Source organism: Mesorhizobium sp. ANAO-SY3R2, assembly GCF_042466635.1.
GTDB lineage: Bacteria > Pseudomonadota > Alphaproteobacteria > Rhizobiales > Rhizobiaceae > Aminobacter.
The window spans coordinates 3,790,540-3,805,000 of the sequence record NZ_CP159955.1; the positions used below are offsets into that span (position 1 = coordinate 3,790,540).

Annotated in this window: 10 protein-coding genes, 1 tRNA gene and 2 rRNA genes (1 of these 13 cut by a window edge); 7 read left to right on the top strand and 6 right to left on the bottom strand. The window is 64.6% G+C overall.

Features of this window, described 5'->3' with window-relative positions:
• Window positions 1–38: 38 nt before the first annotated feature.
• From ABSY17_RS23090 to ABSY17_RS23110, 5 genes are all read left to right on the top strand, one after another.
• Complete coding sequence (locus ABSY17_RS23090) at window positions 39–587, top strand: cupin domain-containing protein (protein WP_378946059.1); 549 nt, start codon at window positions 39–41, stop codon at window positions 585–587.
• 130 nt (window positions 588–717) lie between these two features.
• Window positions 718–1,770 carry an ABC transporter substrate-binding protein gene (locus ABSY17_RS23095; RefSeq protein WP_378946062.1) on the top strand — a complete coding sequence of 351 codons (1,053 nt, stop codon included), beginning with the start codon at window positions 718–720 and terminating at the stop codon, window positions 1,768–1,770.
• Between the two features lie 187 nt (window positions 1,771–1,957).
• A complete protein-coding gene (locus ABSY17_RS23100; RefSeq protein WP_378946064.1) occupies window positions 1,958–3,022 on the top strand; it encodes an ABC transporter ATP-binding protein in 1,065 nt (354 codons plus the stop codon).
• Window positions 3,019–4,206 (top strand): ABC transporter permease, encoded by a 1,188-nt coding sequence (locus ABSY17_RS23105; RefSeq protein ID WP_378946067.1) that lies wholly within the window; start codon window positions 3,019–3,021, stop codon window positions 4,204–4,206. Before ABSY17_RS23100 ends, ABSY17_RS23105 begins: the two co-directional genes overlap by 4 nt.
• On the top strand, window positions 4,203–5,012 hold the full coding sequence (locus tag ABSY17_RS23110) for an ABC transporter permease (RefSeq protein WP_378946070.1): 810 nt from the start codon (window positions 4,203–4,205) through the stop codon (window positions 5,010–5,012). The genes ABSY17_RS23105 and ABSY17_RS23110 overlap by 4 nt, the downstream gene beginning before the upstream one ends.
• Window positions 5,013–5,084: 72 nt before the next feature.
• On the opposite strand, the gene ABSY17_RS23115 is transcribed toward ABSY17_RS23110, so the two are convergent.
• The gene (locus ABSY17_RS23115) at window positions 5,085–5,546 is read right to left on the bottom strand and encodes an Lrp/AsnC family transcriptional regulator (RefSeq protein WP_378946073.1); all 462 of its coding nucleotides are present in this window, start codon (window positions 5,544–5,546) and stop codon (window positions 5,085–5,087) included.
• A 131-nt stretch (window positions 5,547–5,677) separates the two neighbouring features.
• On the opposite strand from ABSY17_RS23115, the gene alr reads away from it, so the two are divergent.
• On the top strand, window positions 5,678–6,823 hold the full coding sequence (gene alr / locus ABSY17_RS23120) for an alanine racemase (RefSeq protein WP_378946076.1): 1,146 nt from the start codon (window positions 5,678–5,680) through the stop codon (window positions 6,821–6,823).
• A gap of 11 nt (window positions 6,824–6,834) precedes the next feature.
• A complete protein-coding gene (locus tag ABSY17_RS23125; RefSeq protein ID WP_378946078.1) occupies window positions 6,835–8,088 on the top strand; it encodes a D-amino acid dehydrogenase in 1,254 nt (417 codons plus the stop codon).
• A gap of 25 nt (window positions 8,089–8,113) precedes the next feature.
• Here the strand turns inward: ABSY17_RS23125 and ABSY17_RS23130 are convergent, their stop codons facing one another.
• The 5 genes from ABSY17_RS23130 to ABSY17_RS23150 all read right to left on the bottom strand — a co-directional run.
• The gene (locus tag ABSY17_RS23130; RefSeq protein ID WP_378946081.1) at window positions 8,114–11,260 is read right to left on the bottom strand and encodes an efflux RND transporter permease subunit; all 3,147 of its coding nucleotides are present in this window, start codon (window positions 11,258–11,260) and stop codon (window positions 8,114–8,116) included.
• Window positions 11,261–11,273: 13 nt separating this feature from the next.
• Entirely contained in the window at window positions 11,274–12,557 is a 1,284-nt protein-coding gene (locus ABSY17_RS23135) for an efflux RND transporter periplasmic adaptor subunit (RefSeq protein ID WP_378946083.1), read from the bottom strand.
• A 581-nt stretch (window positions 12,558–13,138) separates the two neighbouring features.
• Window positions 13,139–13,215 (bottom strand) — tRNA-Met (locus ABSY17_RS23140).
• A 191-nt stretch (window positions 13,216–13,406) separates the two neighbouring features.
• A 5S ribosomal RNA gene (rrf, locus tag ABSY17_RS23145) occupies window positions 13,407–13,521 on the bottom strand.
• A gap of 168 nt (window positions 13,522–13,689) precedes the next feature.
• Window positions 13,690–14,461, bottom strand: a 23S ribosomal RNA gene (locus ABSY17_RS23150); it runs 2,041 nt beyond the window's last position.

A 14,461-nucleotide genomic window follows, 5' to 3' on the forward strand; every position in this document is an offset into this window, starting at 1 on the left:
CCAGCGAGTGCTACCATCCCCACCGAAAGGGAGCCATAATGTCGCAAATCGGAGAACATCTTCGCGAACTCCGCCGCCGCCGCCATCTCGGCATCAGGGAACTGGCGGCGCGGTCGGGCATCTCGCATTCGACCATTTCGCTGATCGAGCGCGACCGCATCAGCCCCTCCGTCGACACGCTGAGCGCCATCCTCGACGCGCTCGGCACGACGCTGACCGGCTTCTTCTCCGGGCTCACGTCGCTGGTGCCATCGTCGCCCTTCTACACGGCGCGCGACTGCATCGAGATCGGCAACTACGACTCGATTTCCTACCGGATGCTGGGCGTCAACTTCCCCAACCGCACCATCCTGATGCTGCACGAGACCTATGCCCCGGGCGCCGACACCGGCGAGGCCTTCAGCCACCAGGCACAGGAGGCGGGCTTCGTCATGTCGGGCGCCGTCGAGATCACGGTCGGCGACGAACGCCGCGTGCTCAAGCCCGGCGACGGCTACTATTTCGACAGCCGCGCTCCGCATCGCTTCCGAAGCGTCAGCGACGAGCCGAGCCAGATCATCAGCGCGGTGACGCCGCCGACCTACTGAGCGCGCCGCTCGGCCGTGACAGGCTGGTCGATATATTAACCGCCGCCTGCCCCAACGGCATCACCCCTGTTGCCCCAACCTCAGTTGTGCTCTTCTAATCCGGTCCAGAGGTGGAACAAGGAATAAGAACATGACTTTCAAGAGGACAATCAGCACACTCGGCGCAGCGGGTCTGGCGCTCTCGCTGGCAGTGGGAACGGCTGCGGCGCGCGACCTGACCGTCGTTTCCTGGGGCGGCAACTACCAGGACGCACAGAAGAAAATCTATTTCGAGCCCTTCGCCAAGAAGCTGGGCAAGCCGGTGCTCGACGAGAGCTGGGACGGCGGCATCGGCGTGATCGCGGCCAAGGTGAAGGCCGGCGAACCGAACTGGGACGTCGTCCAGGTCGAGACGGAGGAGTTGGAACTCGGCTGCACCGATGGCTTCTACGAGAAGATCGACTGGGACAAGCTCGGCGGCAAGGACAAGTTCCTGGCGGCGGGCGCGCATGACTGCGGCGTCGGCGCCATCGTCTGGTCGACGATGCTGAGCTATGACGGCGACAAGCTGAAGGACACCGTGCCGACATCCTGGGCCGATTTCTGGGACACCCAGAAATTCCCCGGCAAGCGCGGCCTGCGCCGCGGCCCGAAATATTCGCTCGAATTCGCGCTGATGGCCGACGGCGTCAAGCCGGCCGAAGTCTACAACGTGCTGCGCACGCCCGAGGGCGTCGACCGCGCCTTCAAGAAGCTCGACGAGATCAAGAAGGACGTCGTCTGGTGGGAAGCCGGCGCCCAGCCGCTACAACTGCTCGCCTCGGGCGAAGTGGTGATGACGACCGCCTATAACGGCCGCATCTCCGGCATCAACAAGTCCGAAGGCAAGCACTTCAAGGTGGTCTGGCCGGGCAGCATCTACGCCATCGACAGCTGGGTGGTGCTGCGCAACAGCCCCAACAAAGCCGACGCGATGGACTTCATCGCCTTTGCCAGCGCGCCCGAGAACCAGTCGAAGCTGCCGGAATACATAGCCTACGGCCTGCCGCAGAAGGAAGCCGCAGCGGCGGTGCCCGCCAACCTCGCCGCCGACCTGCCGACGTCGGAAGCCAATATGGTGGACACGGTCGCGCTCGACGGCGCATTCTGGGTCGACAATATCGAGGAACTGACCGGCCGGTTCAACGCCTGGCTGGCGCAGTAATCCGTCAAGCGGGGGCCCGCGTAGCCGTGGGCTCCCGCAACACCCGCACCACCGATCCGACGGCGACTATCGGTCGAGGCCTGCGGCATGATTGCCGCCAAAAACCCGGTGCCCATTGTTCCGGATCGTGCTTTAGTGCGTCCCGGCTTCCGCCGATGGAAGGGTCAACGCCTGCCGCGAGGGACATTTGTCTGCTTTCATCAATCTCGAACGCATCTCGAAATCCTTTGGCCTGCTGAAGGTCGTCGACGAACTCGATCTCATCATCGAAAAGGGCGAGTTCATGAGCCTGCTCGGCCCGTCGGGATCGGGCAAGACCACGATCCTGATGATGCTGGCCGGCTTCATCGAGCCGACCAGCGGCGCAATCAAGCTCGAAGGCAAGCGCATCGACCACCTGCCCGCGCATCGGCGCAACATGGGCGTGGTGTTCCAGAACTACGCGCTGTTTCCGCACATGACGGTGGCCGAGAACGTCGCCTTTCCGCTGGCGATGCGCGGCGTGCCGAAGGCCGATGTAGCCGAGCGGGTGAAGCGTGCCCTCGACATGGTCAAGCTCGCCCAGATCAAGGACCGCAAGCCGGCGCAGCTGTCGGGCGGCCAGCAGCAGCGCGTGGCGCTGACGCGCGCTTTGGTGTTCGAGCCCAGCGTGGTGCTGATGGACGAGCCGCTCGGCGCGCTCGACAAGCAGTTGCGCGAGCACATGCAGTTCGAGCTACGCGAACTCCACCGCCGGCTCGGCCTGACCATCGTCTTCGTCACCCACGACCAGGGCGAGGCGCTGACGATGTCGAACCGCATCGCCGTGTTCAATGCCGGCCGGATCGAGCAGCTGGCGGCGCCCGAGGCGATCTATGACCAGCCGAAGACGCGCTTCGTCGCCGAGTTCATCGGCGAAACCAACCTGTTTGCCGGCAAGGTGGAGTCCCGCGACGGGGCCAGGGCGAAGGTCAAGCTCGCCCACGGGCCGATCGTCGAAGCCAGCGCGCCGGCCGAATTCGCCGCCGGCGACGATGTACTGGCCTCCGTGCGCCCCGAGCGCGTGCGGCTCACCGACACCGGCGATGCGGCGAATGCCATTCCGGTCAAGGTGCTCGACACGGTCTACCAGGGCGACCATCTGCGCGTGCGCCTCTCCGGCAGCGGCGTCGACATGGTCGCCAAGCTTGAGCGCAGGACGCGTGCCTGGCCGGTGGGGACGGAAGCGTTTGCCGCCTTCGAACCCGACGAATGCATGGTGATGGAGCCATGATGTCCTCGGCCCTGCGCGCAAGACTGACCGCCCTCGGGCTGATCACGCCGCTGGTCGCCTTCCTGGTCATCTTCTTCTTCTGGCCGCTGGCAACGATGATGATGGCATCGGTGACCGACGGCACGGTGCGCGGCGTCATGCCCGAGACGGCGGCCGCAGTGGCCCATTGGGACGGGGCGAGCCCGCCGACCCCGGAGATGCAGGCGGCACTGGTCGCCGACCTGCGCCAGCCGGTCGACCAGCTTGCCTTCGGCGACGCAGTGCGGCGGCTCAACAGCGAATTGTCCGGCTTCCGCTCGCTGATGTCGCGCACGGCAAACGCCGTCAAGGCGGCGCCCGAGGGCCAGCCGGTGGAACTCGCGGCCATCGACCCGCGCTGGGGCGAGGCCAGATACTGGCAGGCGATGAAGGCGGCGATGCCGCTCTACACCGACCGCTACCTGCTTGCCGCCGCCGACCTCGAGCGCGACGCCAAGGGCGAGATCGCCGCCGTCGACGCCTCCGCCTCGGCCAACCGCCAGATCATGCTGCGCACCTTCATGATCGCAGCCTCGGTGACGATCCTGTGCGCGGCGATCGGCCTGCCCTATGCGCTGATCGCCGCCTCGGCCTCGGGCTGGGTGCGCGCGATGCTGCTGATTGCGGTGCTGCTGCCCTTGTGGACGTCGCTGCTGGTGCGCACCGCCGCCTGGTTCATCCTGTTGCAGAACGAGGGCCTGATCAACGAGGCGCTGCAGCGGATCGGCCTGATCAGTCAGCCGCTGCCGCTGATCTTCAACCGCACCGGCGTGGTGATCGCCATGACCCACGTGCTTTTGCCGTTCATGGTCCTGCCGATCTACAGCGGGTTGCTGACCATTCCGGCCAATTTGATGCCGGCAGCGGCTTCGCTCGGCGCCTCGCGGCTCAAGGCGTTCCGCCACGTGCTGCTGCCGCTCGCCTTCCCCGGCCTGATGTCGGGCTCGCTGCTGGTCTTCATGGTAGCGCTTGGCTACTACATCACGCCCGCACTGGTGGGCGGTCCGAACGACCAGATGATCAGCTCGGTCATCGCCTTCTTCGCCACCGGCACGGCGAACTGGGGCATGGCCGGCGCGCTCGGCCTGATTCTGCTCGCCGTCACCACCGTGCTCTATCTCGTCTACGGCAGGCTTTCGCGGTCGCCGACCATGGTGTCGACATGAGCAGCCGCCCCAGCCCTGCCCTGCGCACCGCCCAGATCGTCTTCGGGGCTGCGGTGGTGTTCTTCCTGCTGGCGCCGATCGCAGCGATCCTGCCGCTCGCCTTCAATTCGAGCATCTTCCTCAACTACCCGATCGAATCCTTCTCCTCGCGCTGGTTCAGCGAGTTGCAGACCAACGAGGTCTGGCGGCGCTCGATCATCAACAGCCTGATCATCGGCTCGGGTGCGACCATCATCGCCACCGTGCTCGGCACGCTGGCGGCACTGGGACTGCGCAACAGCCAGTTGCCCTTCGGCAACGCCATCCGCACCACCTTCCTGATGCCGATGGTGGTGCCGGCGGTGGTGCTCGGCGTCGGCATGCAGATGCTCTACGGCCGGATCGGCCTCGCCAATTCCTATCTCGGCGTGATGGTCGCCCATTCGGTGCTGTGCATTCCCTTCGTCATCGTCAGCGTCTCGGGCTCGCTCGCCGCCATGGATCCATGGCTGGAAAGGGCGGCCAGCAGCCTGGGGGCAACGCCGACCCGGGTATTCCGCCGCGTGACCCTGCCGATCATCATGCCGGGCATGCTGACGGGCGCGGTGTTCGCCTTCGCCACCTCGCTCGACGAGGTGGTGCTGACGCTGTTCGTCGCCGGGCCGAACCAGCGCACGCTGGCGCGGCAGATGTTTGCCTCGATCCGCGAGAACATTTCCCCGGCGGTCGCCGCCGCCGCTTTCCTGATGATCGTCGGCACGCTCTGCATCGCAGGGCTGGTCGGTTTCATGCGCTGGCGCAGCCAACGAGCGCTGAAGCCGGCCTGAGCGCCAATCAAGTCGCTCTATCTGGTCGTCGAAGCATGATCTTTTCCGAAAAGCGGCATCCACTTTGCGGGATCATGCTTTGGGCCGGCGCGCCTGAAGCACGTTGCGGATCGAAAAGCTCGAATGGATGCGGGCAAGGCCCGGCAGCGCCGACAGGATATCCTTGTGGACGCGCTCGAAATCGGCGGCACTTTCGACCTCGACGCGCAGGAAATAGTCCGAGCCGCCGGTCATCAGGTAGCATTCCTTGATTTCCGGGTGGCGCCGCACCGCCAGTTCGAAGCGGTTGAAATATTCCTCGGTCTGCCGCTCCAGCGTGATCTGGACGATGACGGCGATGCCCTCATCGGCAACCGCGCTGCCGACGATCGCCGTGTAGCCCCTGATGACGCCCTGCTGCTCGAGCAATTGCACCCGCCGCAGACAGGCCGAAGGCGACAGCCCGACCTCTGCCGCCAGCTTGGCATTGCTGACGCGGGCATTGGCGCGCAGGGCGCGGACGATGGCACGATCGATTGCGTCCAGGGCGGACATCGCACATCCTTCCAAAATGTCGTTCAAAATTCTGCCAACTTGCCGTTGTTCGCACGAACTACCGAAGATTGGCAAGATTTTCGTCAATCGTTGCGATATCTTCAGGGAATTGGCAAGGACGGGTCCTGAACATGGGCGTTAACGTGCGAAACGAGATCGAAAGCCGCGTGGCTTGCGGGACGCTCACCATCGATCTTGTGGCCCTCGTCGCCAATTACGAACAGCTGTGCCAGCGGACCGCCCCGGCCAAGGCGGCCGCGGTGGTCAAGGCCGACGCCTACGGCCTCGGTGCCGCACAGGTGGCGCCCGCACTCTATGACGCCGGATGCCGCGATTTCTTCGTCGCACATTTCATCGAGGCGATCCGGCTCAGGCCGCACCTTGGCGCCGACGCGCGCATCTTCGTGCTCAACGGCTTGCTGCCCGGCAGCGAGGCAGACTGCGCCGAGCTCGGCGTCGTCCCGGTGCTGAATTCGCTGGAACAGGTCGCCAACTGGTCGGCAACCGCCAAGGCGCGCAACGCCACGCTGCCGGCGGCAATCCAGTTCGACACCGGCATGTCGCGCCTGGGCCTGCAGCCTGAGGACATCGACACGTTGCTGGCCGAGCCGGATCGGCTGACCGGCGTCCATGTCGACATTGTCATGAGCCACCTCGCCTGCGGCGACGAGCCGGAGCATGCGGCCAACGAACGCCAGCTGGAGCGGATGGTCGCCATCCGCGAGCGCTTCGCCGACGCCAAGCTGTCATTCGCCAATTCCGCCGGGATCTTTCTCGGCGAGGAGTATCGCGGCGATCTGGCACGGCCGGGTATCGCGCTCTATGGCGGCGCGCCGCTGGCCGACGGCGACAACCCGATGCAGGCAGTGGTCAAGCTCGAGGTCGGCGTAGTGCAGACCCGCACCGTGCCGGCTGGCGCCGAGATCGGATATGGCGCAAGCTTTGTCGCCCCGCAGGAGATGCGGCTTGCCACCATCGCCGCCGGCTATGCCGACGGGCTGCCGCGCCATCTCAGCAATTCGGGCGCGGCCTGGTTCGGCGGCGTGCGCCTGCCGATCGTCGGCCGCGTATCGATGGACAGCATCATCCTCGACGTCAGCGCCCTGCCCGCCGACGCGCTCAAGCTCGGCAGCATGGTCGAGCTGATCGGCCCGCACCAGACGCTTGAAACGATCGCGGCCGACGCCGGCACGATCTCCTACGAAATCCTGACGAGCCTCGGTCGGCGCTACAATCGCCAGTACCGCCGCCCCGAAGCCGCAGCACGCAATTCCTGACAGAGGCCATCATGCGCATAGTCATTCTCGGTGCCGGCGTCATCGGCGTCACTTCCGCCTACTACCTGGCCAAGGCCGGCCACAAGGTCACCGTGCTCGACCGCCAGTCGGGGCCGGCACTGGAGACCAGCTACGCCAATGCCGGCGAGATCTCGCCCGGCTATGCCTCGCCCTGGGCCGCACCCGGCATCCCGCAGAAGGCGATGAAGTGGGTGTTCATGAAGCACGCGCCCCTCATCATCCAGCCGATGCTCGACATCGCGACCTGGCGCTGGGTGGCGTCGATGCTGCGCAACTGCACCTCGGCGCGCTATGCGCTGAACAAGAGCCGCATGGTGCGGCTCGCCGAATACAGCCGCGACTGCCTGATTTCGCTGCGCGACGACACCGGCATCCAGTACGACCACCGCACGCAAGGCACGCTGCAGCTGTTCCGCTACCAGAAGCAGCTCGACGGCATGGCCAAGGACATCGAGGTGCTGCAGAGCGACGGCGTGGCCTATGAAGTGCTCGACGCTGCCGGCTGCATCGCTGCCGAGCCCGGCCTGGCGCCGGTGCGCGAGAAGATCGCGGGCGGCCTGCGCCTGCCCAATGACGAGACCGGCGACTGCTTCAAGTTCACCAACGAACTGGCAAAGCTCGCCGAGGGCCTGGGCGTCGAGTTCCGCTTCGGGGTCAAGCTCGAAGGCCTGCGCCAGGAAGGCAAGCGCATCGTCGCCGTCCGCACCTCGCAAGGCGAGGTCGAGGCCGACATCTTCGTCGGCGCGCTCGGCAGCTTCATGCCTGAATTCGTCAAGCCGCTCGGTCTGAAGGTGCCGGTCTACCCGGTCAAGGGCTACTCGATCACCGTGCCGATCGTCGACGAGACGCGCGCGCCGGTCTCCACCATCATGGACGACACCTACAAGATCGCCATCACCCGCCTCGGCGACCGCATCCGTGTCGGTGGCATGGCCGAGATCGCCGGCTTCAGCACCGCCCTACCGGAATCGCGCAAGGCAACGCTGCAATTCTCCGTCGAGGACCTGTTCGGCGGAGCCGCCGACCACAGCCGGGCGACGTTCTGGAGCGGACTGCGTCCGATGACGCCGGATGGCACGCCGGTGGTCGGCCGCGCCAACTTCGACAACTTCTATCTCAACACCGGACACGGCACGCTGGGCTGGACCATGGCCTGCGGCTCGGGCCGCGTGCTGGCCGACATGATCGGCGGCACCCGCCCGGAGATCGACGTCGCCGACCTCGCGCTGTCGCGCTACGCCTAGGCACCATGTCGCCGGAACCTTCGGGTCATTCGGCGGCCTTCTTCACGACCTCGAGCTTGCGCCCGCCCTCGGCGGGCGCTTTTTCGTTCTTGCGGCGGCCGAAAAACAGCCGCCGCAGGCCTGCACCCAGCCGATCCAGATAGATATAGAGCACGGGCGTGATGAACAGCGTCAGCGTCTGTGACACCACAAGCCCGCCGACGACTGCGATACCCAATGGCTGGCGCAGCTCGGCGCTGGCGCCCGATCCGAGCGCGATCGGCAAGGCGCTCATCAGGGCTGCCAAGGTCGTCATCATGATCGGGCGGAAGCGCATGAGACAGGCCTTGTGGATCGCCTGTGCCGGGGCCATGCCGTCGCGCTGCAGCGTCAACGCCACGTCGATCATCATGATGGCATTCTTCTTGACGATGCCGATCAGCATCAGAAGCCCGATGACGGCGATGACCGACAGGTCGAAGCCGAGCAGCGACAGTGCCAGAAGTGCGCCTACCGCCGCCGCCGGCAGGCCCGAGAGGATCGTCAGCGGGTGGATGAGGCTCTCATAGAGCATGCCGAGCACGACATATATGGTCAGGATGGCGGCCAGGATCAGCAGACCCTGGTTGGCGGCAGCGTCCTGGAAGGTCTTGGCCGTGCCGTAGAACCTGGTTGAAATGTTTGCAGGCATGCCGATCTCGGCCTTGAGCCTGTCGATCTGGGTGATGGTGTCGCCAAGCGCCACACCGGCCGGCAAATTGTAGGAAATCGTCACCGACGGCAGCTGGCCGAGCTGGTTGACGGTGAGCGCGCCGACATTCCTTTCCACATGGGCAAACGCGCCCAGCGGGATCAGCGCGCCGTTGGCCCCAGCAACCTGGATCCGCGCCAGGCGCTCCGGCGTCCAGTCGATGTTGGGGTCGAGCTCCATGATCACTTCGTAGCTGTCGCTCGGCGTGAAGATGGTCGAGACCTGCTGGGTGCCGAAGCCGCCATAAAGCGTGGCGCGCAGCACGTCGGCGGTGACGCCTAGCGATGCCGCCTTGTCGCGGTCGACGACGAGGTTCGCCTGCTGGGCGTTGATCTGCAGGTCGGTGCTGACGTCGGTGAAATAGGCCTTGTCCGCGGACATGGCCTCGTACAGCTTCTGCGCCCACTGGTTCATTTCGCCTTCGTTGAGACCCTGGACGACCAGCTGGTATTGGCTGGCCGACCCGCGGGCGCCGACCGTCAGGTTCTGGACCGGAGCCATGAAGGTTTGGATGCCGGCGACAGCGGCCAGTTGCGGCCGCAGCTCCGCCAGAACCTGCTGCAGGGGCGGCCTCGCGGTCTTGGGTTTCAGCTCGACGAAGAGACGAGCCGAGTTCATGGCGCTCGATCCGCCGCCGCCGCTGCCCACCGTGCTCGCGACATGGGCGACATAGGGCGACCTGGCGAAAACATCAGCGACCTTGGCCTGCAAACCGACCATCGCGTCGTAGGAAATGTCCTGGCGGGCCAGCGTGGTCACCTGCAGCTGGCCGATATCCTCGAGCGGGAAGAAGCCCTTGGGCATGGTGCTGAGCTGGTAGGCGGTCAGGGCGATCGAGCCCAGGAAGATCGCGAAGATCACCGCATGGAAGCGGAAGCATAGCCGGAGCAGCCGGTCATAGCCCCGAAGCACCGCGTCAAAGCCGCGCTCGAGTGTGCGGCCCATAGCGCCCTCGGCTTGCGAGCCGATCGGAAGCCGCGAGGCGAGCATCGGCGTCAGCGTCAGCGACACGAAGGTAGACGCCAGGATGGCGACGACCACGACCACGGCGAACTCGTAGAAAATCTTGCCGATCACGCCGCCCATGAGCAGCACGGGAATGAAGACTGCGACCAGCGACAACGAAATCGCAATGATGGTGAAGCCGATCTCGCGCGAGCCCTTGAGTGCCGCCTCGAACGGGCTCAGGCCGTCCTCCTCGATATGACGAACGATGTTCTCGAGCATGACGATGGCGTCGTCGACCACCAGGCCGACAGACAGGGTCAGCGCCATCAGCGAGATGTTGTCGATGGAAAAGCCAAGCAGATACATGACACCGAAGGTGGCGATCAGCGAGATCGGCACGGCCAGCCCCGGAATCACCGTCGCCCACACACGGCGCAGGAAGAGGAAGATCACCAGGATGACGAGCGCGATCGTCAGGGCGAGGGTGACCTGCACATCATGCAGGGCCGAGCGGACCGAGGCGGCGCGATCGTTGAGCGTCTCAAGCGACGCCGCGGCCGGCAGGGCGCTGCGGAAAGTCGGCAGCATTGCCTGCACCCGGTCGACCACGGCGACCGTGTTGGCGTCGGGCTGACGCTGGATCGCGAGGATGATGGCGCGCGCGCCGTCATACCAACTCGCCGTCTGCAGGTTGACGACCGAATCGATGACCCGCGTGACGTCGCCGAGCCGGACCGGCTTGCCGCCCTTGCTGGAGATGATGAGCTTGGAGAAGTCGGCGGCGTTGTTCAGCTGGGTATTGGCGACGATGGTCAACTGCTGCTGATTGCCCTGCAGGGTGCCCACCGGCGAATTGGCGTTGGCGCCGGCAATCGCATCGGCGAGCTGGCCGGTCGAAATGCCCTTCGCTGCCAGCGCATCGGCGTCGATCTGGATGCGCACGGCAAATTGCTGGGTGCCGAAGATCATCACCTGGGCGACACCGTCGAGCGTCGACAGCGACGGTGAGATGACCTGCTGGGCAAAGGCGTCGAGGTCGGTCATCGGCACAATGTCGCTTTTCAGCGCCAGCAGCAGGATCGGTGCATCGGCCGGGTTGACCTTGCGATAGCTCGGCGGCGACGGCAGGTCGTTGGGCAAGGCGCGCGCCGAGCGTGCGATCGCCGCCTGCACGTCTGCGGCAGCGGCGTCGATGTTGCGGTCGAGCGCAAACTGGATCGAGATCGAGGTGGTGCCAAGCGAGTTGGTGGTGGCGATGCTGTCGATGCCCGAGATGGTGGCGAACTGCTTGATCAGCGGGGTGGCGACGGAGGTGGCCATCGTGTCGGGCGATGCACCGGGCAAGGACGCCGAAACGGTGATGACGGGAAAATCGGCGCGCGGCAGTGCCGCCACCGGCAAGCGGCTGTAGGCGAAGAGCCCGGCGATGACCAACGACAGCGACATCAATAGCGTTGCGATGGGCCGGCGGATGCAGAATTCCGAGATGTTCATCGCCGTTGTCCTGCTATGGTCCGGTCTTCTCCACGGAACTTCCAGGCATGTTCAGGGAAGGCGGTTGCGATGCTGAGGCTGCCTGCGCGTCCGAACCGGCCAGGGTTGGCCTTACCGCGATACCGGGCTTGAGCTGCAGCTGTCCTTCGGTGACCACGCGATCTCCGGGCTCCAGCCCCTCGGCAATGGCCGCGTTGGCACCCTCGGTCATGGCTACCTTCACCGGACGCGCCTCGATCGTATTGTCCGCTCGAACCAGATAGACGAACTGACCGGCCTGACCCGGCTGCAGCGCGACGGTGGGAATGATGGCAGCACCATTCAACGGGCTCTGCTCGATCTCGACGTCGACATATTGCCCCGGCCACAGGACGAGCGCGCTGTTGGCAAAGGTGGCGCGCATGGCGATCGTGCCGGAAGTCGTGTCGACGGTGGAATCGATGAAGCTGAGCACCCCGGTGGCCAGTACCTCGGCGGTCGAGCTGTTCAGTGCCCTCACCGTCGGCGGTTTTCCGGTGTCGAGCAAGCGCTTGAAGATGGGAAGGTCCGCCTCGGGCAGCCGGAAGACCACGTCGATGGGATCGACCTGGGTGATCGAAACCAGGCTGTTTGCGGAGCCCGCAACAAAGGCGGAACCGCCGACGAGGTCGCCGACAGCGACCTGCACCGCACCCAGCCGGCCCGAGATGGGGGCTGCGATCTGGGTGAAACCGAGTTGCACCTCGTCGGCTTCGATGGTCGCCTTGTCGCCTTCGACTGTAGCCTCCGCCCCCTGCATGGCGGCAAGTGCTGCGTCATAGGCCTGGCGTGTGCCGGCCTGCTTGGTGACCAAGTCCCTGGCGCGATTGAGATCCGCAGTCGTGCTGACAACCAAGGCGCTGTCCTTGGCCAGGATCGCCTGGTCACGGGCCAGCTGGGCGCGCAGGGCCCGGTCGTCAAGCGAAATCAACAGATCGCCTGCCTGCACCATCTGGCCGTCATTGACGTGGACGGACGTGACCTGGCTGGAGATGCGCGCACCGACCTGGACCACCGCCGGGGACAGGACGTTGCCGAAAATACGGGTGATCACCGGGAAAGAGCCGCTCTGCACCGTCGCCACGGACACTGCAATCGGCACTGCTGCAGGTCTTTGGCCGGCACCCGAACGGCGGCTCGTGCCGGGCGTAGCCCCGACATTTGCCATCGCCTCGGTGACCTCGCGCCGGACCCGGTCGCCGAGGCCCGGAGCCAAAAACAGCACGGCTCCCGCGACAAGCGCGACTGGAACCAATATAGCGGGCCGGAACGTCCTCATGCGGCTGCTCCATGTCGAGACCGGGACGGACTTTTTGCCCGCCGTGCTACGCAACAAGACGTCGCCGCGTAACCACCACCGTTCGACCCCGGCGGCAAAATGGCTTCATGCCGAGCGACGCCAACGACCGGCACCGCTTCTGAGCGCCCGCAGCGCGCGGCATTCACCCGTCTTCGGGCGCCCCGTCGAACAAGACACAAGCGACCCATATGGACATGTAGGGAAACCGAGCGCCGAGGACGAGACGGACGAAGCCGGGTTACCAAGCTTTAATTCGGCGCATGAGGGCGAATTCGCCGCCATGGCAGCTCAATGTCCCTTGTTGCTGGCGGCTGAAGTGGCCGGATTCGCAGCCGTGCCCGTGTGCCCAAAGCTCAAGCAGCCCGTCGGCATTTCTGCCGACGGGCTGTTTTTGTATTTGTTTGGGTGGGCCAGGCTTTGGCTTTTTTGTCCGGCTTTTTCGGCTTGGGCTGCTTGGGGGCGGCGACTGGGGATCGAGGTGCAGCGCCAGCGGTCGGCCGATAGCCCAAACGGTCGGCGGAAACGCAAAAGGCCCGCTTGCTGCGGGCCTTTTGTTGATTTGGTTGCGGGGACAGGATTTGAACCTGTGACCTTCAGGTTATGAGCCTGACGAGCTACCGGGCTGCTCCACCCCGCGCCACCGATGTGCAGGTTTTGGCCTGCGAAGTCTGCCGGCTTTCGCCTGCTTTGATGTAGGCATTTGCCCACATGATTGCGAGGTTTTCGCCAATTGAAAGAGCCGCCCAATCTTTGACGAGACTGGCGGCCCACAAACCCGCTGGCGGGCCTTGTTTCGTTCCGAGAAGATTTTCAACGTGCGCTTGGCAGACCTGGCAGCGACTTACTCTCCCGCGTCTTGAGACGAAGTACCATCAGCGCTGGAGCGTTTCACGGCCGAGTTCGGAATGGGATCGGGTGCAGCCGCTCCGCCATAACCACCAGGTCGGCAAAACGCACGTTGTTTCGAGAAGCTTTCTTGAGCGAATAGGGAATAGAGAGTAGCGAATAGGGATCTATTCGGGGCCTCTCGGGCCATTCGCTGGTCTTTGTCTGTGCCGTTCACTTGCGACGATCCTTGCGGATCGCGCTGCGATGAACATTAGGAATGAGAACGATCAAGCCTATCGAACTATTAGTACCGGTAAGCTTCACACATTGCTGCGCTTCCACACCCGGCCTATCAACGTGGTCGTCTTCCACGGTTCTCAGGGAATACTCGTTTTAAGGTGGGTTTCCCGCTTAGATGCCTTCAGCGGTTATCCCGTCCGGATATAGCTACCCTGCTATGCGGCTGGCGCCACAACAGGTCCACCAGAGATCCGTCCATCCCGGTCCTCTCGTACTAGGGACAGATCCTTTCAATATTCCTACACCCACGGCAGATAGGGACCGAACTGTCTCACGACGTTCTGAACCCAACTCACGTACCGCTTTAAATGGCGAACAGCCATACCCTTGGGACCTGCTCCAGCCCCAGGATGCGATGAGTCGACATCGAGGTGCCAAACAACCCCGTCGATATGGACTCTTGGGGGTCATCAGCCTGTTATCCCCGGCGTACCTTTTATCCGTTGAGCGATGGCCCTTCCACACGGGACCACCGGATCACTATGACCGACTTTCGTCTCTGCTCGACTTGTCAGTCTCGCAGTCAGGCAGGCTTATGCCATTGCACTCAGCGAACGATTTCCGACCGTTCTGAGCCCACCATCGCGCGCCTCCGTTACTCTTTAGGAGGCGACCGCCCCAGTCAAACTACCCACCATACATTGTCCCGGACCCGGATAACGGGCCGCGGTTAGACATCCATAGAGATAAGGGTGGTATTTCAAGGGTGGCTCCACCAAGGCTGGCGCCCTGGCTTCAAAGCCTACCACCTATCC